This window comes from Rhizobium sp. SU303, from assembly GCF_021052345.1.
In the GTDB taxonomy this organism is placed as follows: domain Bacteria; phylum Pseudomonadota; class Alphaproteobacteria; order Rhizobiales; family Rhizobiaceae; genus Rhizobium; species Rhizobium laguerreae.
Map to the genome: position 1 here is coordinate 2,522,207 of NZ_CP088095.1, position 19,214 is coordinate 2,541,420.

Annotated in this window: 19 protein-coding genes and 1 pseudogene; 6 read left to right on the forward strand and 14 right to left on the reverse strand. The window is 61.8% G+C overall.

Features of this window, described 5'->3' with window-relative positions:
• Window positions 1-49 precede the first annotated feature (49 nt).
• Window positions 50-682: a uracil-DNA glycosylase family protein gene (locus RlegSU303_RS12605; protein WP_131628980.1), complete on the reverse strand. Its 633-nt coding sequence runs from the start codon at window positions 680-682 to the stop codon at window positions 50-52.
• A 4-nt stretch (window positions 683-686) separates the two neighbouring features.
• Window positions 687-1,244 (reverse strand): thermonuclease family protein, encoded by a 558-nt coding sequence (locus RlegSU303_RS12610; RefSeq protein WP_131628981.1) that lies wholly within the window; start codon window positions 1,242-1,244, stop codon window positions 687-689.
• 106 nt (window positions 1,245-1,350) lie between these two features.
• Here RlegSU303_RS12610 and RlegSU303_RS12615 point away from each other — a divergent pair, with 106 nt between their 5' ends.
• Window positions 1,351-2,886: a sensor histidine kinase gene (locus tag RlegSU303_RS12615; protein ID WP_231283823.1), complete on the forward strand. Its 1,536-nt coding sequence runs from the start codon at window positions 1,351-1,353 to the stop codon at window positions 2,884-2,886.
• A gap of 104 nt (window positions 2,887-2,990) precedes the next feature.
• On the opposite strand, the gene RlegSU303_RS12620 is transcribed toward RlegSU303_RS12615, so the two are convergent.
• Both RlegSU303_RS12620 and cobT read right to left on the reverse strand, forming a co-directional pair.
• Window positions 2,991-3,380 carry a diacylglycerol kinase gene (locus tag RlegSU303_RS12620; RefSeq protein ID WP_131628982.1) on the reverse strand — a complete coding sequence of 130 codons (390 nt, stop codon included), beginning with the start codon at window positions 3,378-3,380 and terminating at the stop codon, window positions 2,991-2,993.
• 139 nt (window positions 3,381-3,519) lie between these two features.
• The gene (gene cobT / locus RlegSU303_RS12625; protein ID WP_017960793.1) at window positions 3,520-4,536 is read right to left on the reverse strand and encodes a nicotinate-nucleotide--dimethylbenzimidazole phosphoribosyltransferase; all 1,017 of its coding nucleotides are present in this window, start codon (window positions 4,534-4,536) and stop codon (window positions 3,520-3,522) included.
• 156 nt (window positions 4,537-4,692) lie between these two features.
• Between cobT and RlegSU303_RS12630 the strand changes: the two genes are divergently transcribed.
• The 5 genes from RlegSU303_RS12630 (at window position 4,693) to RlegSU303_RS12650 (ending at window position 8,084) form a co-directional block, all read left to right on the forward strand.
• On the forward strand, window positions 4,693-5,475 hold the full coding sequence (locus RlegSU303_RS12630) for an adenosylcobinamide-GDP ribazoletransferase (RefSeq protein ID WP_017960794.1): 783 nt from the start codon (window positions 4,693-4,695) through the stop codon (window positions 5,473-5,475).
• An 18-nt stretch (window positions 5,476-5,493) separates the two neighbouring features.
• Window positions 5,494-5,712: a DUF1289 domain-containing protein gene (locus tag RlegSU303_RS12635; protein WP_131628983.1), complete on the forward strand. Its 219-nt coding sequence runs from the start codon at window positions 5,494-5,496 to the stop codon at window positions 5,710-5,712.
• On the forward strand, window positions 5,709-6,410 hold the full coding sequence (locus RlegSU303_RS12640) for a TIGR02281 family clan AA aspartic protease (protein WP_131628984.1): 702 nt from the start codon (window positions 5,709-5,711) through the stop codon (window positions 6,408-6,410). The genes RlegSU303_RS12635 and RlegSU303_RS12640 overlap by 4 nt, the downstream gene beginning before the upstream one ends.
• A gap of 187 nt (window positions 6,411-6,597) precedes the next feature.
• Window positions 6,598-7,035, forward strand: a complete 438-nt coding sequence (locus RlegSU303_RS12645) for an EamA family transporter (RefSeq protein ID WP_017960798.1) — start codon at window positions 6,598-6,600, stop codon at window positions 7,033-7,035.
• Window positions 7,036-7,160: 125 nt separating this feature from the next.
• On the forward strand, window positions 7,161-8,084 hold the full coding sequence (locus RlegSU303_RS12650) for a LysR family transcriptional regulator (RefSeq protein WP_094085755.1): 924 nt from the start codon (window positions 7,161-7,163) through the stop codon (window positions 8,082-8,084).
• Here the strand turns inward: RlegSU303_RS12650 and RlegSU303_RS12655 are convergent.
• From RlegSU303_RS12655 to RlegSU303_RS12700, 10 genes and pseudogenes are all read right to left on the reverse strand, one after another.
• On the reverse strand, window positions 8,047-8,784 hold the full coding sequence (locus RlegSU303_RS12655; RefSeq protein WP_094085754.1) for an SDR family oxidoreductase: 738 nt from the start codon (window positions 8,782-8,784) through the stop codon (window positions 8,047-8,049). The genes RlegSU303_RS12650 and RlegSU303_RS12655 overlap by 38 nt on opposite strands.
• A gap of 110 nt (window positions 8,785-8,894) precedes the next feature.
• Window positions 8,895-9,123 (reverse strand): annotated as a pseudogene (locus RlegSU303_RS12660) (ABC transporter permease); the annotation flags it as partial.
• A gap of 120 nt (window positions 9,124-9,243) precedes the next feature.
• Entirely contained in the window at window positions 9,244-9,669 is a 426-nt protein-coding gene (locus tag RlegSU303_RS12665; RefSeq protein WP_131718604.1) for a hypothetical protein, read from the reverse strand.
• 71 nt (window positions 9,670-9,740) lie between these two features.
• Window positions 9,741-10,502 carry an ABC transporter permease gene (locus RlegSU303_RS12670; protein ID WP_003540416.1) on the reverse strand — a complete coding sequence of 254 codons (762 nt, stop codon included), beginning with the start codon at window positions 10,500-10,502 and terminating at the stop codon, window positions 9,741-9,743.
• The gene (locus tag RlegSU303_RS12675; RefSeq protein ID WP_131644263.1) at window positions 10,499-11,425 is read right to left on the reverse strand and encodes an ABC transporter ATP-binding protein; all 927 of its coding nucleotides are present in this window, start codon (window positions 11,423-11,425) and stop codon (window positions 10,499-10,501) included. Before RlegSU303_RS12675 ends, RlegSU303_RS12670 begins: the two co-directional genes overlap by 4 nt.
• 452 nt (window positions 11,426-11,877) lie before the next feature.
• Entirely contained in the window at window positions 11,878-13,491 is a 1,614-nt protein-coding gene (locus tag RlegSU303_RS12680) for a glycoside hydrolase family 43 protein (RefSeq protein ID WP_131718605.1), read from the reverse strand.
• Window positions 13,492-13,585: 94 nt separating this feature from the next.
• On the reverse strand, window positions 13,586-14,617 hold the full coding sequence (gene mgrA, locus RlegSU303_RS12685; protein WP_131718606.1) for an L-glyceraldehyde 3-phosphate reductase: 1,032 nt from the start codon (window positions 14,615-14,617) through the stop codon (window positions 13,586-13,588).
• A gap of 127 nt (window positions 14,618-14,744) precedes the next feature.
• Window positions 14,745-15,878: a Gfo/Idh/MocA family protein gene (locus tag RlegSU303_RS12690; protein ID WP_017988583.1), complete on the reverse strand. Its 1,134-nt coding sequence runs from the start codon at window positions 15,876-15,878 to the stop codon at window positions 14,745-14,747.
• Window positions 15,879-15,887: 9 nt separating this feature from the next.
• Complete coding sequence (locus RlegSU303_RS12695; protein ID WP_018242361.1) at window positions 15,888-16,649, reverse strand: sugar phosphate isomerase/epimerase family protein; 762 nt, start codon at window positions 16,647-16,649, stop codon at window positions 15,888-15,890.
• A 37-nt stretch (window positions 16,650-16,686) separates the two neighbouring features.
• The gene (locus RlegSU303_RS12700; protein ID WP_017960806.1) at window positions 16,687-19,146 is read right to left on the reverse strand and encodes a beta-mannosidase; all 2,460 of its coding nucleotides are present in this window, start codon (window positions 19,144-19,146) and stop codon (window positions 16,687-16,689) included.
• Window positions 19,147-19,214: the final 68 nt, after the last annotated feature.

A 19,214-nucleotide genomic window follows, 5' to 3' on the forward strand; every position in this document is an offset into this window, starting at 1 on the left:
ATTATTTTCTTTGTATAACTCGATTCCGCGCAACGAAAAGAATTTTGTTTCAGGAAAGCAGCATTTTCGTCCGTTCCTGCAGGACCGGGAGCAATTCTTTCTCGAACCAGGGATTGCGCTTCAGCCAGCCGCTATTGCGCCAGCTCGGATGCGGCAGCGGCAGCACCGCCGGCGATCGGTCGGACAGAAGACTGTCGCGCCATGCCCGCACCGTCTCGGTCATATTGTCCTGCCTTTCGCCGGCCATATGCCAGGCCTGCGCATATTGGCCGATAACCAGCACCAGTTCGATCTGCGGCATGGCCGAGATCACTCTTTGCCGCCAGAACGGTGCGCATTCGCGCCGCGGCGGCAGATCCGCGCCCTTGTCATCATAGCCGGGAAAGCAGAAGCCCATCGGCACGATGGCGAATCGGTCGCGGTCGTAGAAGCTTGCCCTGTCAACGCCGAGCCATGATCGCAGCCGGTCGCCCGATGCATCGTCAAACGGCAGGCCGCTCTCATGCACCCGAAGCCCGGGCGCCTGCCCGGCGATCAGGATGCGCGCGCTCGACGAGATCACCGCCACCGGCCGCGGCTCGTGCGGCAGCCGGTATTCGAGGCCTTTCGCCGGTGCGTCGCGACAGATGCGACAGGAGGCGATCTCATGCCGCAGCATCTCCAGCACGGCTTCGTCGCTCATGGCTTTACTCCCACCCGATGATCTGCCCGATGAAGCGCAGAGCGCCATCGAAACCGGAACTCTGGCGCGCATGATCGCGCACATCGCGCGGCCGCTCGAAAGTCCCGGCCCAGAGACCGGCCTTCTGAGCCTTCGCCTCGGCCTCCTCCTTGCCATAATCGCCATAGGAAATCGCCATGCCCCGGCGCACCATGGCGGCATTGATGTCGCCGCCCGTCCCGCTGCGGCAGATGACGAGCAGCCTTTCGTAGCGGTCGTGCCGGCTGCCCCGACAAAGCGTTCCCGATGCCAGCACCATGTCCTGCAGCGCCTCGCGCGCCGCGCGCCCGCAGGCCCAGGCTTTCCCCGCCCGCTCGCAGCTCTGGTTGAGTTCCGGCGCATCAATGCCTTCGAGGCGCAACCGTTCGTCTCCCAATACCAGGCTGTCGCCGTCGGCAGCATGGAAGGCGCCTGCATGCTCGATTTTTGCTGCATCGTTGAGCTTGGCGGCGATCAGCGCCACGAGCGCCAGCAGGGCAAAAGCAATCACGCCGTCGCGAATCAGGCGCAGGCCCCGTGTCACGCTTTTGCCTCCTTAAAAAACAAATCCTTGGCAAAGATGGCAAATATCTTCTTAAGAATTGCCGGTTAAGCTCTTATCCACCCTGGGATGAAGTTTCAACGTGCACATGAGTACCGGCGTAAGCACATCGACCGACAAGATCATCGTCGACAGGTCGCGCAGCCACCGCAACAAGGCCGTTTCCAAGGCCGTGCGGCAGACGCGCGAACGTCTTCAGTCCGGTCATGCGTCCAATTCCTCCTTCGATCGTGACGTGCTCGACATGTATGTGGCGTCGGTGCTGCAGGGCGCGACGATCATGCCGCTCTTCGTCGTCATCATCACCGCGCTTGGCGTCTATTTCACCCAAAACACACAATTGATCTTCTGGGCGCTGCTGACACTCACCTGTCACGCCGGTAATATCCTGCTGGCGCGGCGCGCGCGCCGGCAGGAGATCACCGCCGAGAGCGCCCGCAAATGGCGCCGCCTGCTGCTCTCCGGCCAGTGCCTGCTCGGCTGCTGCTGGGCCGTCTTCGCGCTGCAGGGCTGCGACACCTGCGATCCGTCGAGCTTCATTCTCTATAAGGGCGCGACACTGCTGATCGCGCTCTCCGTCACGGCCATGTCGAACTTCATGCTGACGCCCGCCGTGCTCGCCGCCTTCTCGCCGGCGGTCCTGGCGCTTGCCGCCAAGAGCGGCCTGTCGCGCGACCTCCTCGAAATCAGCCTCACGGGGCTCTTCACCACCACCCTCGTCTTCTTCAATTATATCAGCGACCGGCTCTTCAAGTCGAACCTCAGAATCCTTTCCTACCAATCGGAGAAGGACGACTTGATCGCTGAGCTGGAAGTGGCGAAATCGATGCCGGACGAGGCTCGCCGCCGCGCCGAAGAAGCAAACCTCGCCAAGTCCCGCTTTCTTGCCTCCATGTCGCATGAGCTCAGAACCCCGCTCAACGCCATCCTCGGCTTTTCCGAGGTGATGTCGGCCGAGGTCATGGGGCCGCTCGCCAATCCGACCTACAAGGAATATGCGGGCGACATTCACCGTTCAGGCCAGCATCTGCTCGATCTCATCAACGAGATCCTCGACCTGTCGCGCATCGAAGCCGGCAAATACGAGCTGAGCGAGGAGGCGATATCGCTACTCGATATCACCGAAGATTGCATCGGCATGGTCCAGCTGCGCGCCCGCGCCAAGAACATTGCCATTTCGGACCAGTTCGAGCGGCAGCTGCCGGCTATCTGGGCCGACGAAAAGTCGATGCGCCAGGTGGTGCTCAACCTTCTCTCCAATGCCGTCAAGTTCACGCCGCAGGGTGGCGAGATCCACGTCAAGGTCGGCTGGACCGCCGGCGGCGGACAGTACATCTCGATCAAGGACAACGGTCCCGGCATTCCGGAAGAAGAGATTCCCGTCGTCCTGTCGGCCTTCGGCCAGGGCTCGATCGCCATCAAGAGCGCCGAACAGGGCACCGGCCTCGGCCTGCCGATCGTCCAGGCGATCCTTGCCAAGCATGACGGACAGTTCCTGCTGAAATCGAAGCTGCGCGAGGGCACCGAAGTTATCGCCATCCTGCCCGCCAAGCGCGTGCTCCAGAGCCTGCCGGCCGTCGAGGAGGCCCAGGCCGTCGCGCGCAAGCGCAAGAGTTTTGCCTGATTCAGCTAAAGCATGATGCCGAAAAGTGTGAGCGGTTTTCGGGCAACATCATGCTTCAATTTTTAGACTTGGATCCGGATGACACCGGCCGATCCCGCGTGAAATCAACCGGATCCAAAGAACAGGTGTTTGCCGAGGACGAAGCCGAGATAGAGGCAGCAGGCGGCGATCATACAGGTCACCGCGAAGGAGCCGAGATCCTTGGCGTGTTTGCCAACGATTGAAATCTCCGGCGAAATCCGGTCGATCACCTCTTCAACGGCGGTATTCATCGCCTCCATCGAAAAGAGCCCGAGAAACAGAAGCACCGCGACGACGATCTCGCCCGCAGTGGCTCCCACCAGCGCCAGCGCCGCCATCGAAACGACGAAGAAGCCAAGTTCCTGGCGGAAGGCCGCCTCTTTCAGCACCCGCAGGAAGCCCGCCCAGGAATAGCTGGCAGCGGCGGTGAAATGCCGAAGTCCGGTCTCTTTCGTCACCGCCGGCTTCGTCAAGATGCCCTCTCCTCTTCCCGTTGCATCACAGACCGGGAGAGGCTTTGCCGTCTCCTCTTTGATGAGCGAATACGCAAATAACGAATCCACTTGAGGCGCGCAAGCGAAGGCGTGCGGATCGGCGGCGCCGACCGCGGCCCTAATGCTTATTCGACACACCTGCCTGGGCGAAGGTCGCCATGCCGGAATGACAGGCGGCGGCCGCCTTGACGATACCGGCGGCAAGCGCCGCACCGGTGCCTTCGCCGAGCCGCATGCCGAGCGCCAGAAGCGGCGTCTTGCCGAGCATCTCGATCGAGCGCAAATGCCCGGGCTCGCCGGAAACATGGCCGATCAGGCAATGATCGAGTGCCGACGGATTGGCGGCTTTGAGGATCGCCGCCGCTGCGGTCGCGACATAGCCGTCGATCAGCACCGGGATGCGTTCCATGCGGGCGGCAAGGATGGCGCCGGCCATCGCCGCGATCTCGCGACCGCCAAGCCGGCGCATGATCTCGAGCGGATCGTCGAGATGGTCACCATGCAACGCCACCGCCTTTTCCACCGCCGCGATCTTTCGCTCCAGCATCTCGCCTTCCGAACCGGTGCCGGGTCCAACCCAGTCACGCGCCGAGCCGCCGTAGAGTGCATAGTTGATCGCCGCCGCAATCGTCGTATTGCCGATGCCCATCTCGCCGATGCAAAGCAGGTCGGTGCCGCCGGCGATCGCCTCCATGCCGAAGGCCATGGTCGCGGCGCAATCGCGCTCGGAAAGCGCTGCCTCCTCGGTGATGTCGCCGGTGGGATAATCGAGGGCCAGATCGAAGACTTTCAGCCCGAGATCATAGGCGACACAGATCTGGTTGATTGCAGCACCGCCGGCTGCAAAGTTCTCGACCATCTGTTGCGTCACCGTTGGCGGAAAGGGCGTGACGCCCTGCCTGGTGACGCCGTGATTGCCGGCAAAGATCGCCACCAGCGGCCGGTTGACGGCAGGTGTGCGGCCGGTCCAGGCAGCAAGCCAGAAGGCGATTTCCTCGAGCCGTCCGAGCGCGCCCGGCGGCTTGGTCAGCTGCGCGTCACGTTCGCGCGCCGCCACCAGCGCGCGGGCATCCGGCCCCGGCAGGTCACGGAGCAGGGTACGGAAATCGTCGAACGGCAGGCCTGAAACGCTCATCTGTGCGGTTTTCCTATGAATCCGGGTATTCTTGTTTTTTTCCCGCAAATCAGCTTCTTTGCGGGTGGCCACTCTCTTAAAGCGGGCGGACGAGGCGAACAACTCCAAAAGCGCCGCCGCGACCATAAGCCGAGACCTCCGGCAGAATGAAGCAGAATGAAGATCAAGGACTATGCGGTCGATACCGCCCGCGCCGTCGCCTTCCTCAGCCGCATTCCCATGCCGCAATCGCTGTTCAAAGGTTATGACGGCAGGCTCGGCCGGCTGGTGCGCGCCTTTCCCTTTGCCGGCATCGTCATCGGCTTCATCCCCGCACTTGCCCTCCTCCTCCTTTTGGGGCTGCGTGCGGACCCGCTGATGGCAGCTTTGATCGCGCTTTCCATCCAGGTCCTCGTCACCGGCGCGCTGCACGAGGACGGTCTGGCCGATACGGCCGACGGCATCGGCGGCGGCAAGAGCCGCGAGCAGAGCCTGCTCATCATGAAAGACAGCCGGATCGGCACCTATGGCGCGATAGCGCTGATCCTCTCCTTCGCGATCCGCGCAGCCGCGCTTGCTGTGATCGCCCGCCATTCCTCGCCACTCACGACAGCCCTCGCCATTCCCGCCGTCGCGGCTCTCAGCCGCGGCGCCATCGCCTGGCACTGGCAGCGGTTGGCACCGGCAAAGGCCGATGGCGTGGCCGCCTCGACCGGCCAGCCGGACGAGGCGGCGATGCAGTTTGCGCTCGCCTCAGCCGGCCTCGTCGCGGCGCTTCTGATCTGGCCCGCATTCGGCCTGCGGCCGCTGGTCGCAAGCCTGCTCGCCACCGGCATCGCAGGGTTTGCCTTCACCGCTTTCATCCGCCGCAAGCTTGCCGGCCACACCGGCGATACGCTGGGCGCGACGCAGCAAATTTGCGAGATCGCCACTCTTTGCGCCCTTGCCACGGCACTTTGAAACTCCGATATATCCTTCATGCAAACACCCTGCATTCACCTCTGCTCCTTGGAGCCCACCACCGGATTTTGCGCCGGCTGCGGCCGGACTCTTCTGGAAATCGGCAGCTGGACGAGCTATTCCGACGCTGAGCGAAGGCGGATCATGACACTGCTGCCGGCAAGGCTTGCAGGCGCCGTCACGGTGCCGAACCATATGAAATCAAGCCTCACCCGTGGGCCGGAGCGGCCTTTATGATCCGTTTGACCGTCTTCCTCGTCGTGATCGGCATCGGCCTTGCCGTGCTGATCCTCAACAGTGACAACAGCCGGATCCTTGGCCTGCAGAGCGATGACTTCGGCCGCGTCGTCTATCTGCTGCCGATCGCGCTGATGCTGTCGGCCGGCATCTGGGCGAGCCGGCGCAGTGTCGGTGAAACGATGCGTCAGATGATGATCTGGCTGGTCATCATCCTGGCGCTCGTAACCGTCTACCTCTATCGTCAGGAAGCGCTCGGCGTCGGCAACAGGCTGCTCGCCGGCCTCGTTCCCGGCCGCGCCGTCGTCGTAACCACAAGTGAGGGCGGCCAGGAGATCATCCTGCACAAGCTGCTGAACGGCCATTTCAAAGCTGATGTCGCGGTCAATGGCCAGACGGTCGAGATGCTCGTCGATACCGGCGCCAGCATGGTGGCGCTGTCGCGCGAAGATGCCGAAAGGATCGGCATCGATCTCTCCCGCCTCACCTATTCCATGACTATCATGACAGCCAACGGCCGCGGCCGCGCAGCACCTGTCACGCTTGACCAGGTAGCGATCGGCCCGATCGTCCGCAACAATGTCGCAGCCAGCGTCGCCGAGGATGGCCGGCTCGACCAGAGCCTGCTCGGCATGAGCTTCCTGGAAACGCTGGGCTCGCTGCAGATGCAGACCGACGAACTCCGCATGCGCGATTAAGCCTCGCGGCGCTCCTGATCCGCTGCCGCTGCGGGCGCCTTTACGGCAGCGGTCGGATCTGTCACCTTCAAGAGCAACAACAAGACCACAAAGAGCAAAAAGAAACTCCTAGTCTGGTGGCACCGCATGTTTGACCGCCTTCGCCTGAGGCGAGGCCTTGACCTATGGGTGCGACAGGAGTTTTGCAATGAATTCACTCTGGCCGATCGTCATCGGCGGCATTCTGCCCGCCCTGTTCTGGGGCATCACCGCCATCTTCCAGAAGCAGAGCGCCACATCAGCCACCGGCTCCGCCGTCTACCTGATCGCCTTCGGCGCTGCCTGCGCGCTCGCCGGGCTGATCGCCGCACTCATCTGGCGCCCCGCCCCCTGGACCGCCGAAGGTCTCGGTTTTGCCGCCCTCGCCGGCGCCTGCTTTGCCGTCGGCACCGGCCTGATCAGCTTTGCGCTTTTCGCTTACGGTGTCCCCGTCTCGAAACTCGCCCCAATCTGGAGCTGCAACGTGCTGGTGACACTGGCGATCGGCGCCGTCTTTCTCGGCGAAGCCTCCGAACTCGACATCGTAAAGCTCGTCGCCGGCACCCTCCTCATCATCTCCGGCGCCCTTCTCGTCAGCAGCGCCTGACGGGAACTGCCGCAATGCGCACAGCAGGTGAGCAGTTTGCCGCCACATGCTCCTGCGTTGCAGCGCCTTCTGCTTTGTTGATATCCTGCGTCAAGGCGCCACTGCGCGCCGTACCGGAGCTCGACATGAACCCACGACAATTGAAGACATTCCTTGCGGTGATCCGGCACGAAAATCTCACGCGCGCCGCTGCCGAGGTCAATCTCGCTCAGTCAAGCCTCAGCGACCAGATACAGGCGCTGGAAGAGGAACTGGGCGCAGAACTCTTCCTCCGCTCCCGGCAGGGCGTCGTCCCGACAGCGGCAGGTTCGGTCCTCAAGGCTTACGCCGAAGAGATATTGGCGCTGAACGACGAAGCGAATGCCGCCGTCAGCGCCGCGGCCGGCAGTGCGGAGCAGTCCGTCACCTTGGGCACGCTCGAAACCATCGCTGCCGAAAGACTGGCACCGTGGCTGTCACTCTTTCGCGGGAAGAACCCAGACGTCGGCCTCAAGCTCAAGGTCGGCGGCAGCGGCGAATTACTTGCGCAATTGCAGCAGGGCTCGATCGACGTCGCCTTCACCTTCGATCGCGGACGGCAGGATGAGCGCTTCTTGACGCGCCGCATCTGCAGCGAACCGCTGGTGTTGATTGCCGGCGGCGATTCACAAGCCCGACCACCGGTGAGCCTCGCGACACTGAGCACCGCCCCCTTCGTCGCCACCGAAACCGGCTGCGTCTACCGTCACCTGTTCGACACTGCCTTTGCCGAAGCGCAGATTGCAGCACCATCAATCGTCACCGAAGCCGACAGCATCTCGACGATCGTCCGGCTCGTCGCATCCGGCACCGGTTATAGCCTCGTGCCGCGCCTTGCGGTCGGCCCGGCCGCAACACGGGGCGACGTCGTCGAACTGCCATGGCCGGGCAATCCACCTGCCGCTTCACTGGTGATGATGTGGCGGCGCATGCGCGTGCAGCCGCCAGCGCTTACCCTCCTGCTGCAATCGGCAAGCGAAGAACTCTCGCCGCTCAGACCAGCCGATGCCCGCCTTCGACATGCAGGATAGTGCCTGTCGTGAAGCCGTTGCCGATCAGGAAGCGGATCGCATCGGCAATATCATCAGGCTGTCCAACGCGTCCGGCCGGCAGGCGCTGCGCCATCGCGTCGAGCGTCGCCTGCTTGGCGTCGCCGGCGACGAAGCTCCAGATCGGCGTATCTACCCATCCGGGAGACACCGCGTTGATCCGGATCGGCGCCAGCTCGATCGCCAGCGCCCTGACCAGGCCTTCGAGCGCCGCATTGACGGCTGCGACCACCGATCCACGCGCCGCAGGCCGGTAGGCCGCGATACCTGACGTATAGGTGACCGATCCTGAGGGCGGCAGATGGGCGGCACCATATTTCGCCAGCAGCAACGGCCCGTAGAACTTGCTTTCGACCACCCTTTGCGCCGCCGCAAGCTCGATCGTAGGCAGCAGCTGATAGGCGCCCTCGATATCGGCCGCCGTGCTGACGATGTGATCGACCGGCCCACTATTGCGGAAAAGCGCCGCGACCTCTTCCTCGCGCGATATATCAACGGCGACCGTCGCCAATCCAGGATGCTCGCCGAGATCGCGGCGGGCCGCCGCAAGCTTATCTTCGCTGCGTCCTGCGATCGTTACCGCCGCCCCTTCCCCGAGCAAGCGCCTCGCCAGCGCCAGCCCCATTCCGGAACTGCCGCCAACAATAATGATCTTCGCGCCTTCGATCCTGATATCCGTCATCTGCCGTCTCCTTCTTGGCTGACGCAGCAGATGCCTCGGACCGGAGCGGAAGAAAAACGGAAGAAACCGATGACGTCATCGAATTTTCCGATGGTTGTTTCAGAAAACGATCAGTTCCGCAGCCGGTAGCCGGTCTTGAAGATCCAGGCGAGCGTTCCCAGGCAGATCACCGGGAACACCGTGATCATCCCCAGGCTGATTGCCGGGTTGACGTCGGCGATCCCGTAAAAAACTCCAGCGGAAGCCGCTGACGAGATAGAGCACCGGGTTGAGATGGCTGACCGCCTGCCAGAAGGGCGGCAGCATACTGACCGAATAGAAGCTGCCGCCGAGGAAGGTGGCGGCACGACTCGGCGAAGCCTCCGAGCTCGACATAATGAAGCTCGTCGCCAGCACCTTCCTCATCATCTCGGGCGCCCTTCTCGTCAGCAGCGCCTGACGGGAACTGGCGCAATGCGCTCAGTACGAGATGAGGACTTCACCGATCCTCGGGCGTCGCCTTACAACCAGCAGAGTCGTGACACCGGAGTCAGCCTCACCGGACAAAATATCGACAGTAGCACGCCGACCGAAGAACTCGATCCGTGATCGCAAATTCTGGAAGGAACAAGGATTGGGCGAGCAATAGATGCCCAATTCACCATGCGCCTCTGAGCCCGGAAACACTGTAATTGCAAGATCAATGCCGAGATCGTCATGCTTGGCGAGACTGCATGTGTCCTCCGGAAGGCATGACACCTCGGCAGAGAAAGGCTCCTTCCCCTCCATCACCACGGCATAGGTAACCTTGACGGGATGGGCGGTCTCCTGCGACAGGCTTTGCTGCGGGATTAGACAATAGATCGAAACGATTGCGACACATCCAAGCACATTGCTGCTGACCATCAGATTGCCCCATGACCGATGACGTTTTGCTGAGCAATCCTTCATGTTGAAATTGCGGCATTTCTGCCGGATCAGTTGCGCAGCCGGTAACCGGTCTTGAAGATCCAGGCGAGTGTTCCCAGGCAGATCACCAGAAACACCGTGATCATCGCCAGGCTGATCGCCGGATTGACATCGGCGATCCCGTAAAAACTCCACCGGAAGCCGCTGACGAGATAGAGCACCGGGTTGAGGTGGCTGACCGCCTGCCAAAAAGGCGGCAGCATACTGACCGAATAGAAGCTGCCACCGAGGAAGGTCAGCGGCGGCACGACCAGCATGGGAATGAGGTTCAGCTGCTCGAAATTCCCGGCCCAGATGCCGATCATGAAGCCGAACAGGCTGAAGGTGATCGCCGTCAGCAGAAAGAACAGGATCATCATGAAGGGATGCTCGATCCTGACGTCGACGAAGAGATTGGCGGTCAGGAGAATGATGAAGCCAATGATCATCCCCTTGGTCGCCGCCGCACCGACATAACCGAGCAGGATCTCCGTCATCGCCACCGGCGCCGAAAGCACCTCGTAGATCGTGCCGGTGAATTTAGGGAAATAGATGCCGAAAGAGCCGTTGCTGATGCACTGGCCGAGCAGCGTCAGCATGATCAGGCCGGGCGTGATGAAGGCGCCGTAGGACACGCCCTCTACCTCCTGAATGCGTGATCCCACCGCGGCGCCGAAGACGATGAAATAGAGCGAGGTCGAGATGACGGGCGAGATGACGCTCTGCAGCAGTGTGCGGCGCGTGCGCGCCATCTCGAAGAAATAGATCGACTTGACGGCCTCGACGTTCATTTTTCTGCTCCCACCAGCGCCACGAAGATGTCCTCGAGCGAGCTTTGCCGCGTCGAGAGATCCTTGAAATGGATATTGTTCTCGCCGAGCCGGGTCAGCAGTGCCGCAATGCTTTCCTGCTCGTTGCCAGTGTCGAACTCATAGGTCAGCCGGTTGCCGTCCGCTTCCAGCGTCAGCCCGTTGCCGGCAAAACAATCCGGCAGGCGGCTCAGCGGTTCGGTGAGATCGAGGATGAGCTGCTTGCGGCCGAGCTTGGCCATCAGCGCTGCCTTGTCCTCGACGAGCAGCAACTCGCCGCCGCTGATGACGCCGACACGGTCGGCGATTTCCTCGGCCTCTTCAATATAATGGGTGGTCAGGATGATGGTGACGCCGGAGGCTCGAAGCTCTTCGACGACATGCCACATGTCCTTGCGCAGCGTCACATCGACGCCGGCGGTCGGCTCGTCGAGGAAAAGGATATCCGGCTCATGGGAGAGTGCTTTGGCGATCAGCACCCGTCGCTTCATGCCGCCGGAGAGCTGGCGCAGCATATTGTCCTTCTTGTCCCAGAGCGACAGCGCGCGCAGCACCTTCTCGATATGGGCAGGATTGGCTTTCTTGCCGTGCAGCCCGCGCGAAAAGCTGACTGTATTGAACACCGTCTCGAACTGATCGGTGGTGAGCTCCTGCGGCACCAGCCCGATCATCCCGCGAGTGGCGCGGAAATCCTTCACGACGTCGTGGCCGGCGACCAGCACCCGGCCGCCGCTCGGATTGGCGATCCCACAGATGATCGAGATCAGCGTCGTCTTGCCCGCGCCGTTTGGCCCGAGCAGTGCCAGGATCTCACCCTTTTCGACGTCGAGATTGATGCCCTTCAGGGCCTCGAAACCATTGGAGTAGGTCTTGGTGAGGTTCTGAACGGAAATGATGGGGGCCATGCGGGACTCTTGCGGATTCTCGGAAGTTACTTCGGCCCGCTATATAGTCCCTTTGTAACGCTTTAACATCCTTAAGCGTATGAACACTGCATTCGCGTGCTGCTAACACAGTTGGCCCGCAAGCGGTTGGCCGGCGAAAGAAAGGCAACGACCGGCTTCAGATGTCATCATCCGGTGATCTTCGTGCCCGATAAGAGAGCCGAGGTCAGCACCGGCATCCGCCCCGCCGCCCACCCCTTCGCGGAGCCGTCTCCGGGTGTTCTCGTTGCGCCCCATTTTTGCTGCCTCGGCATGTAGTGAAAGTTATTGTTCAGTCACGAAGTGCTTGGAACCGGCCAGTATCCCTGTTCAGCCGCGTTCGTCTTAGCCGGCCCTGCGCCGGCTTTCTTTTTTCGTTTCGCACCTCATTCTTTCCGTGGTCCACCGCAGATGATAGCTACCAGGGGTGCACCTCACAGCTCGTCGTAATTGAACCAGTCGAAATCCGCGGCCTTCGCCCGGCCTGACGTATCGAAGGCAAACACGCCGGCGAAAGCGCCGGTGAAAGAGCCGTGTTCGCCGCGTCCGCCCTCGTCTGAGATCACACCGGCGTCGAGGACCGGGCCAATCGGCTGCCAGGCGCCCTTGCCTTCGGTCTGCCAGAAGAATTGCAGGTCGTTCTCGCGGATTTCCATGGCGAGCTGGACACGGCCCTCGGCGGCAATCGCCACGCCGCTGTCGACGGGAAAACTCAGCCGTCCGTTCGGGTAGTCGCCGTTGCAGGAGAGGATCGTCACGCAGCGGCCGAGTGTCTCGTGTAGTGTCAGGGCGACGGCGTGGAACTTGTGGCGGTTGTAGTAATGCGTCAGCCCCGCCACCTGCTGATAGGTATCGGGCGAGAAGTCGATCACGGTTTCGGCGCGGAAACTGTGATGTTCCTGGCGGCGGGCGACCAGCGACTGTTCGAACCAGGAGCCGATGCTTTCGCGCGCAATCAGGCGCAGATGGCCGGGACGATCCGTCAGGTTGAAGATGCGCGCGGGCTCTGGCGTGCGCAGCCATTGGAAATCGGCGGGCAGCGTGCCGCCATCGAAGCTGTATTCGCTGCGCATCGGCTTTTCCACCGGCACCGCGCCAAAGAGGCCGGGCACATCGACATCGGGCACGGTGGTGCCGTTTTCGAGATAGAGCCAGTCGTCGTCGCGCCAGACGCACTTTTGCATGGCGGTCTCGCGGCCCAGCGTGCAGCGCCGCTTTGGCGGCAGCGGCCGGCCGCAAAGGTGGGTGTGATAGGCCTCGCCCTCGGGTGTTTCGACATATTGGCCATGCCCTGCCCGCTGCAGTACCGCGCCCGGATGATCCTTGGAGGTGATGAGATGCATGTTCGGATGCATCTCATAGGGTCCGTCGATCTTTCGCGACCGCGCCATGGTGACGGCATGGTCGTAGCCGGTGCCGCCCTCGGCGGTTGTCAGATAATACCAGCCATTGCGTTTGAAGAGATGCGGACCTTCGACGAGGCCGAGCGGGCTGCCGGCGAAGATGTTCTTAATCGGCCCCTTCAGCGCCTTTATCGCCGGATCCCATTCCTGCAGCAGGATGCCGTCGAAGGCCGGCGATTTCGGCGAGCCGCCATAACTTTCGGTGCGGTGGTTCCACTGCATGTTGACGAACCACTTACGGCCGTCATCGTCGTGGAAGAGCGAGGGATCGAAGCCGGAGGAATTGACATAGACCGGCTCGGACCATTCGGCCTCGATCGTGGGTGCCGTGACGATATAGTTCGGCGCATCCTTGAAATTGCCGTCGTAGCGCTTGACGTCGGTATAGACGAGCCAGAACTGCCCGTCGGCATAGGACAGGCACGGCGCCCAGATACCGCAGCTATCGGGATTGCCGCGCATGTCGAGCTGTGATCTCCGCTCCAGCGGCCGGCGCACGAGCGTCCAGTTCACCAGGTCACGCGAATGGTGGATCTGCACGCCGGGAAACCATTCGAATGTCGAGGTGGCAATGTAATAATCAGCGCCAACGCGGCAGATCGACGGATCGGGATTGAACCCGGGCAGGATGGGATTGCGGATCATGACAGGGTCTCCTCCGACCGGCGGTGCTTTGCTGTACGTACATCAGATTATAGCAGAAAAAGGCCCGGAAGACTTGCCTCCAGGCCTGACGTGACTATTCGCGTTGGGCGGACTTGGCCCAGAGGTTGATGTCGGCCTCGCGGGCATAGACGTCGATCTCGGCGAGTTCCTCGACGCTGAAATCGAGATTGTCGAGCGCCTTGACGCAATCGACGATCTGCGACGAGCGGCTGGCGCCGATCAGCGCCGATGTCACACGGCCGCCGCGCAGTACCCAGGCGATCGCCAGCTGCGCCAGCGTCTGGCCGCGCCTTTCGGCGATCTCGTTGAGCTTGCGGATATTGTCGATGATCGAGGGGCGGATGTAGTCGCGCTTCAGGAAATGGTTCTGCGCCGCGCGGCTGTCTTCGGGAATGCCACCGAGATATTTCGTCGTCAGCATGCCCTGGGCGAGCGGCGAGAAGACGATCGAGCCCATGCCGACCTCATCCAGCGTATCGAGCAGTCTGTCGTCCTCGACCCAGCGGTTGAGCATCGAATAGCTCGGCTGGTGGATCAGGCACGGCGTACCGAGCTGCTTGAGGATCGCGGCTGCTTCGCGCGAGCGCTGCGAATTATAGGAGGAAATGCCGACATAGAGCGCCCGGCCGGAACGGACGATATGGTCGAGCGCGCCGCAGGTCTCTTCCAGCGGTGTTTCCGGGTCGAAACGGTGTGAATAGAAGATGTCGACATAGTCGAGGCCCATGCGCTTCAGGCTCTGGTCGCAGGAGGCGATCAGATACTTGCGGCTGCCCCATTCGCCGTAAGGGCCGGGCCACATGTCGTAGCCGGCCTTGGAGGAGATGATCAGCTCGTCGCGAAGCCCCACGAATTCGCTGCGCATGATTTCGCCGAAGGCGGTCTCGGCGCTGCCGGGAGGCGGACCGTAATTGTTGGCGAGGTCGAAATGGGTGATGCCGAGGTCGAAGGCCGTGCGGCACATATCGATTTTGCGGTCATGCGGCGTGTCGCCGCCGAAATTGTGCCAAAGGCCGAGGGAGACGGCCGGCAGCTTCAGGCCGGAACGGCCCGTGCGGTTATATTTCATTTTCGAATAGCGGTCTGCGGCCGGTTGCCAGCTCATGATCCCAATCCTTAAAAGCAATTCCGCGAAAAGCGTGCAGCATTTTCCCTGGGAATTGCGCGTAACAAACGATCGAAGCAAAAAGGCAAGGGCTCATCGCCCGCGCCGACAATAAGGTTTCGCGGGCCTACTTCAACAGCGCCTGCGCCTCTTCGATGCCAAGCGCGGCCGGTTGCGTGCAGGTCGTGGTCAGGTCGATGAAACGACCCTCTTCGCCCGATTTCAGGATCGAGGTCATGACGTCGACGCCGTGCAGCGTGCGGTCGAGCGAGCAGCGCGCGTCGCGTCCCTCGATCAGCGACATCGCCATGTCGGCAAGGCCGGCGGTGCGGTAGTTGGCGCGCGACCCGTTCGGGCTTTCCTGGTTGATCTTGCCGAATGGATGCTCCCAGGCATCGAGCGGCTTGATGTCCTTGTCGCGGCCGCTTGCCTCAACGGTGCCGCCGAAGAAGTTCGGATCCGGCACGTAGAGCGAGCCGTCGGTGCCGTAGAGCTCCATGTTGGCGTGGCGATGCGACCAGACGTCCCAACTCGCCGTCAGCGTCACCGTGGCGCCGTTGACGAATTCGAGCAGCGCCTGGATCGTCGTTGGCGTTTTGACCGGGATGATCTCGCCGTTACGCGGCTGGCTGGTGATGGTGCGGGTCGGCGACGCCATTGAGGTCATGCCGCCGACACGTTTGACCGGGCCGATCAGGTTGATCAGGTTGGCGATGTAATAAGGGCCGAGATCGAGGATCGGGCCGCCGCCCGGCAGGAAGAAGAAATCCGGGTTGGGATGCCACATCTCCATGCCGGGGCTCATCACGTAGCAGGCGCCCGAGGTCACTCGGCCGATGCCGCCGTCGTCGATGAACTTGCGGGCGAGCTGATGGGCGCCGCCGAGGAAAGTGTCGGGCGCGCAACCGACGGCAAGGTTCTTTTCCTTGGCGATGCGGCGAAGCTCCTCGCCCTCTTCGAGCGAAAGCACCAGCGGCTTTTCCGAATAGACGTGTTTTCCAGCCTCGAGGATCGCCTTCGATACCCGGAAATGCGCATCCGGGATCGTCAGGTTGACGACGACGTCGATCTCGTCATTGACGAGAAGCTCATCGATCGTCTGCGCTTTGACGCCATATTCCTTGGCGCGCGCCTCGGCCGCCTGAGCGTTGATATCGGCGCAAGCCAGCACCTTAAGCCCCTTGAAGAGCGGTGCCAGTGAGAAGTAGGTGGTGGAGATGTTGCCGCATCCGATGATGCCGACGCCAAGTTCCCTGGTCATGATGAAGCCTCAGTAGGTCTGGAAGGATGCGATCGAGCGGCTGATATTGCGGTCGATGTCATTCGGGTTATCGTGTTCGACGACGTAGTGCTTGGCCTTGGTGGCGCGCAGCGCCGTCATCAGCCTGGCCCACTCGACCTTGCCGTGGCCGACATCGGCCCAGCCGCTCTCATCCGTCGCCTCGCCGGCCGGTGCGATGTCCTTGACATGCACGGCGGTGATCCGCGGTCCGAGCTTCTCGATCCAGGCGAAGGGATCGGCGCCGCCGCGGATCACCCAGGCGATATCGGCTTCCCAGGAAATGTCGGGCGCGCCTTCGAAGATGTGCTCGATCGGCCGCGAGCCGTCCTGCAGCTTGAAGAATTCGAAATCATGATTGTGCCAGCCGAATTCGTAGCCGGCAGCCTTGTAGGGCTTGCTGATCTCCTGCAGGCGCTTTCCGAAGGCGGCCCAGCCGGCAGCGTCGGACGGGCGTTCCTCGGCGGCGAGATGCGGCGCATAGATCGAATCCATGCCGAGGATCTTGGCAATGTTCAGAGACTTCTCGACCTCCTTCTCCAGGAAATCGGGGCTGAAATGGCCGCTCGCCATGACCAGGCCATTCTTGTCGAGCTCAGCGCGAAGGCTCTTCAGCCCGGCATCGTCGAGATCGGCATAGATGCCGCCGAAGCCTTCGACCTCGGCATAGCCTGATTTGCCGAGCTTTTCGAAGATCGCCGAATAAGGCTGGAAGTTGCGGGCACTGTAGAGCTGGTAGCTGAGTTTCGTCATCATGTTCTCCTTGGGCCTCGTGCCCATTCTTGCAAGATCAATCCGCCGACTGGCAGGAATACAGGTCGTAGAACCGGAACTCCGGAAGCGCGCCACGATCAAGCGGCCGTGCCGGGGTAAAGGTGATGCGGCGGCTCTCGCCGGCCGCAAGATCGAAGGCGTTGTCGGAATATTTGCCGTCGGTCTCGGTTTCGATCATCACGAAAAGCGCAAGTCCCCTAGCGGTGACGTTGATGTCGACGGAACCATTCTCCTCGACATATTCGTGGGTGACTGTCAGCCCCGCGGGCTCCAGCTCCAGCGCCTTGTAGGTACCGTTGACATGATGCCCCTCGCCGCCCGTGCCGTTCGACGCGGTAAAACGCCAGGCAAGCAAGGTTCCCTCGGGAATATCGGAAACGTCGATGCTCGTGGCAGTGACGGCCGCATCCGGCGAACATATGGCCTGTACGTCTCTCAGGTGCCGGCGCTCGCCCTGCGTCGTCAGCAGCGAGATCGAAAGGTCGACGCTGACATCGGCAAGCGTGTCGTTGACCAGCGAGAAGCGGATCGTCTTTCCGTCGTCGGAAGGAATGGCAGCGACCGCGACCGGCTGGAAGAAGCGCTTGACGAGATAGTGCATCGCCTTCCAGCGGCCGCCATAGTCGAGGCTCGACCAGGAGGCGACCGGCCAGGTGTCGTTGAGCTGCCAGTAGATCGTGCCCATGCAATGGGGTTTGAGCGACCGCCAGTATTCCACCGCCGTCTTGATCGCCAACCCCTGCTGGATCTGGGAGAGATAGACGAAGTTCGGAAAATCCTTGGGGAAGCGGAAATAACGGAACATCGTGCCGGCGATGCGCTCGTTGCCGCCGGCATTCTTCTGGTGCAGCTCCATGACCGGGGAAGCGACGTTCATGTCCTTCGCCTCGGCATAGGTCTTGATCACAGGCAGCGACGTATAGGACTGGAAGCCGAATTCAGAGCAGAAGCGTGGACGCACCGAGCGGTAATTGTCGAACGACTTGTTCTCGTGCCAGACCGACCAGTAATGCATGTCGCCGGATCCATCCGCATGCCAGGCATCGCCGAAATCGAGATAACCGGACGCCGGGCTCGACGGCCACCAGAGCGCGCCGGGCAGCGCCTTCTTCACCGCCTGCTCGATCGTGCGGTTGAGGCGATCATAGGAGACGAGATAGCGGTCGCGGTCCTTCCGCGATTCCTCGAACCAGGTGAGCGCCCCGACCAGTTCGTTGTCGCCGCACCAGAGCACGATCGAGGGATGCGAGGAGAGCCGGCGCACCTGGTAATCGACCTCGATCGTTACATTGTCGAGGAAGTCCTCGGTCGAGGGGTAGAGGTTGCAGGCGAACATGAAGTCCTGCCAGACCATGAGGCCCAGTCGGTCGCAGAGATCATAGAAATGATCCTGCTCGTAGAAGCCACCGCCCCAGACGCGGATCATGTTCATATTGGCGGCTTTGGCCGATTGCAGCAGGTCTTCTGTCTTCTCGGGCGAAGACAGCGAAAACAGCGCGTCGGCCGGGATCCAGTTGGCGCCGCGGCAGAAGATCTCGCGGCCATTGACCTTGAAGGCGAAGCGACTGCCTGATGCATCCGGCGTGGTGATCAGCTCGATGGTGCGAAGACCGATCTGCTTGGTCACCTCATCAGTCGGCAATTCGACGGAAAGCCTGTAGAGCGCCTGCTCGCCACTGCCGGAGGGCCACCAGAGGCGCGGATTGTCGATATGGAACAGGTGGTTGACATGCGTCTCGCCATTGACGCCGACATCCAGGCGCACGCGCTCGCCGTCGAGGTCGAAATAGACCTGGGCAATGTCTGGTCCCTTGGAAAACAGCGTCGCCGTCACTTTGAGGTCCACCGAGCCGTCGTTATTGTGGGTCTGGCGGGTGACCACATGTTCGATACGCGCGGTTTCGAGCTTCTTCAGCGCGATCGTCCCGTAGAGGCCGAGCGGCGCAATGGCAATGTTCCAGTCCCAGCCGAAATGGCATTGCGGCTTGCGCAGCATGTTGCCGTCGGGGATCGGCGAGTTGCCCGTGCTGTAGGGGATGTAAAAGGGCTGCTGCTTCTGTCGCGCAGCGCCGACAGCGATGTTCGAGGCAAAGACGATGCGGATGCTGTTATCGCCTGATTTCAGCATGCTGGAGACATCGGGCCGGTAGCGGCGGAAGCTGTTGTCGGCTTCGAGCGCCAGAAAGCCGTTGACGTGGACGCTGGCAACCGTGTCGAGATAATCGATATCGAGATACCAGTCGCCCTCGACCTCCTGAAGCGTGAAGCTGCGCTCGACCGCCCATTCGCGCTCGGCCACCCACTGCACCTTCTCCTCATTGCGGCCGAAATAGGGATCGGGGATCAGTCCTGCCCGGTGAAGCGCCGTGTGCACGTCGCCCGGCAGCATGATCGCGGTGCGGATCTCGCCGTCGACAGAGGCGAGCTGCCACGAACCGGAAAGGTCGATGTTGGGAGTAGTTGATCGATGCGTCACGATATCGTTTCCGATTTACGTTTTTGAAAGAGACGGCGCATGGTCGTCGTCCGGTAGTTGTCGTTCCT

Coding starts and splice junctions, on each gene's coding strand:
- RlegSU303_RS12655 (WP_094085754.1), bottom strand. CDS start 8,784: ATGACGGATATCAGGATCGAAGGCGCGAAGATCATTATTGTTGGCGGC.
- RlegSU303_RS12645 (WP_017960798.1), top strand. CDS start 6,598: ATGAATTCACTCTGGCCGATCGTCATCGGCGGCATTCTGCCCGCCCTG.
- RlegSU303_RS12615 (WP_231283823.1), top strand. CDS start 1,351: ATGAGTACCGGCGTAAGCACATCGACCGACAAGATCATCGTCGACAGG.
- RlegSU303_RS12680 (WP_131718605.1), bottom strand. CDS start 13,491: ATGATCCGCAATCCCATCCTGCCCGGGTTCAATCCCGATCCGTCGATC.
- mgrA (WP_131718606.1), bottom strand. CDS start 14,617: ATGAGCTGGCAACCGGCCGCAGACCGCTATTCGAAAATGAAATATAAC.
- RlegSU303_RS12670 (WP_003540416.1), bottom strand. CDS start 10,502: ATGAACGTCGAGGCCGTCAAGTCGATCTATTTCTTCGAGATGGCGCGC.
- RlegSU303_RS12630 (WP_017960794.1), top strand. CDS start 4,693: ATGAAGATCAAGGACTATGCGGTCGATACCGCCCGCGCCGTCGCCTTC.
- cobT (WP_017960793.1), bottom strand. CDS start 4,536: ATGAGCGTTTCAGGCCTGCCGTTCGACGATTTCCGTACCCTGCTCCGT.
- RlegSU303_RS12690 (WP_017988583.1), bottom strand. CDS start 15,878: ATGACCAGGGAACTTGGCGTCGGCATCATCGGATGCGGCAACATCTCC.
- RlegSU303_RS12665 (WP_131718604.1), bottom strand. CDS start 9,669: ATGGTCAGCAGCAATGTGCTTGGATGTGTCGCAATCGTTTCGATCTAT.
- RlegSU303_RS12695 (WP_018242361.1), bottom strand. CDS start 16,649: ATGACGAAACTCAGCTACCAGCTCTACAGTGCCCGCAACTTCCAGCCT.
- RlegSU303_RS12650 (WP_094085755.1), top strand. CDS start 7,161: ATGAACCCACGACAATTGAAGACATTCCTTGCGGTGATCCGGCACGAA.
- RlegSU303_RS12675 (WP_131644263.1), bottom strand. CDS start 11,425: ATGGCCCCCATCATTTCCGTTCAGAACCTCACCAAGACCTACTCCAAT.
- RlegSU303_RS12635 (WP_131628983.1), top strand. CDS start 5,494: ATGCAAACACCCTGCATTCACCTCTGCTCCTTGGAGCCCACCACCGGA.
- RlegSU303_RS12605 (WP_131628980.1), bottom strand. CDS start 682: ATGAGCGACGAAGCCGTGCTGGAGATGCTGCGGCATGAGATCGCCTCC.
- RlegSU303_RS12640 (WP_131628984.1), top strand. CDS start 5,709: ATGATCCGTTTGACCGTCTTCCTCGTCGTGATCGGCATCGGCCTTGCC.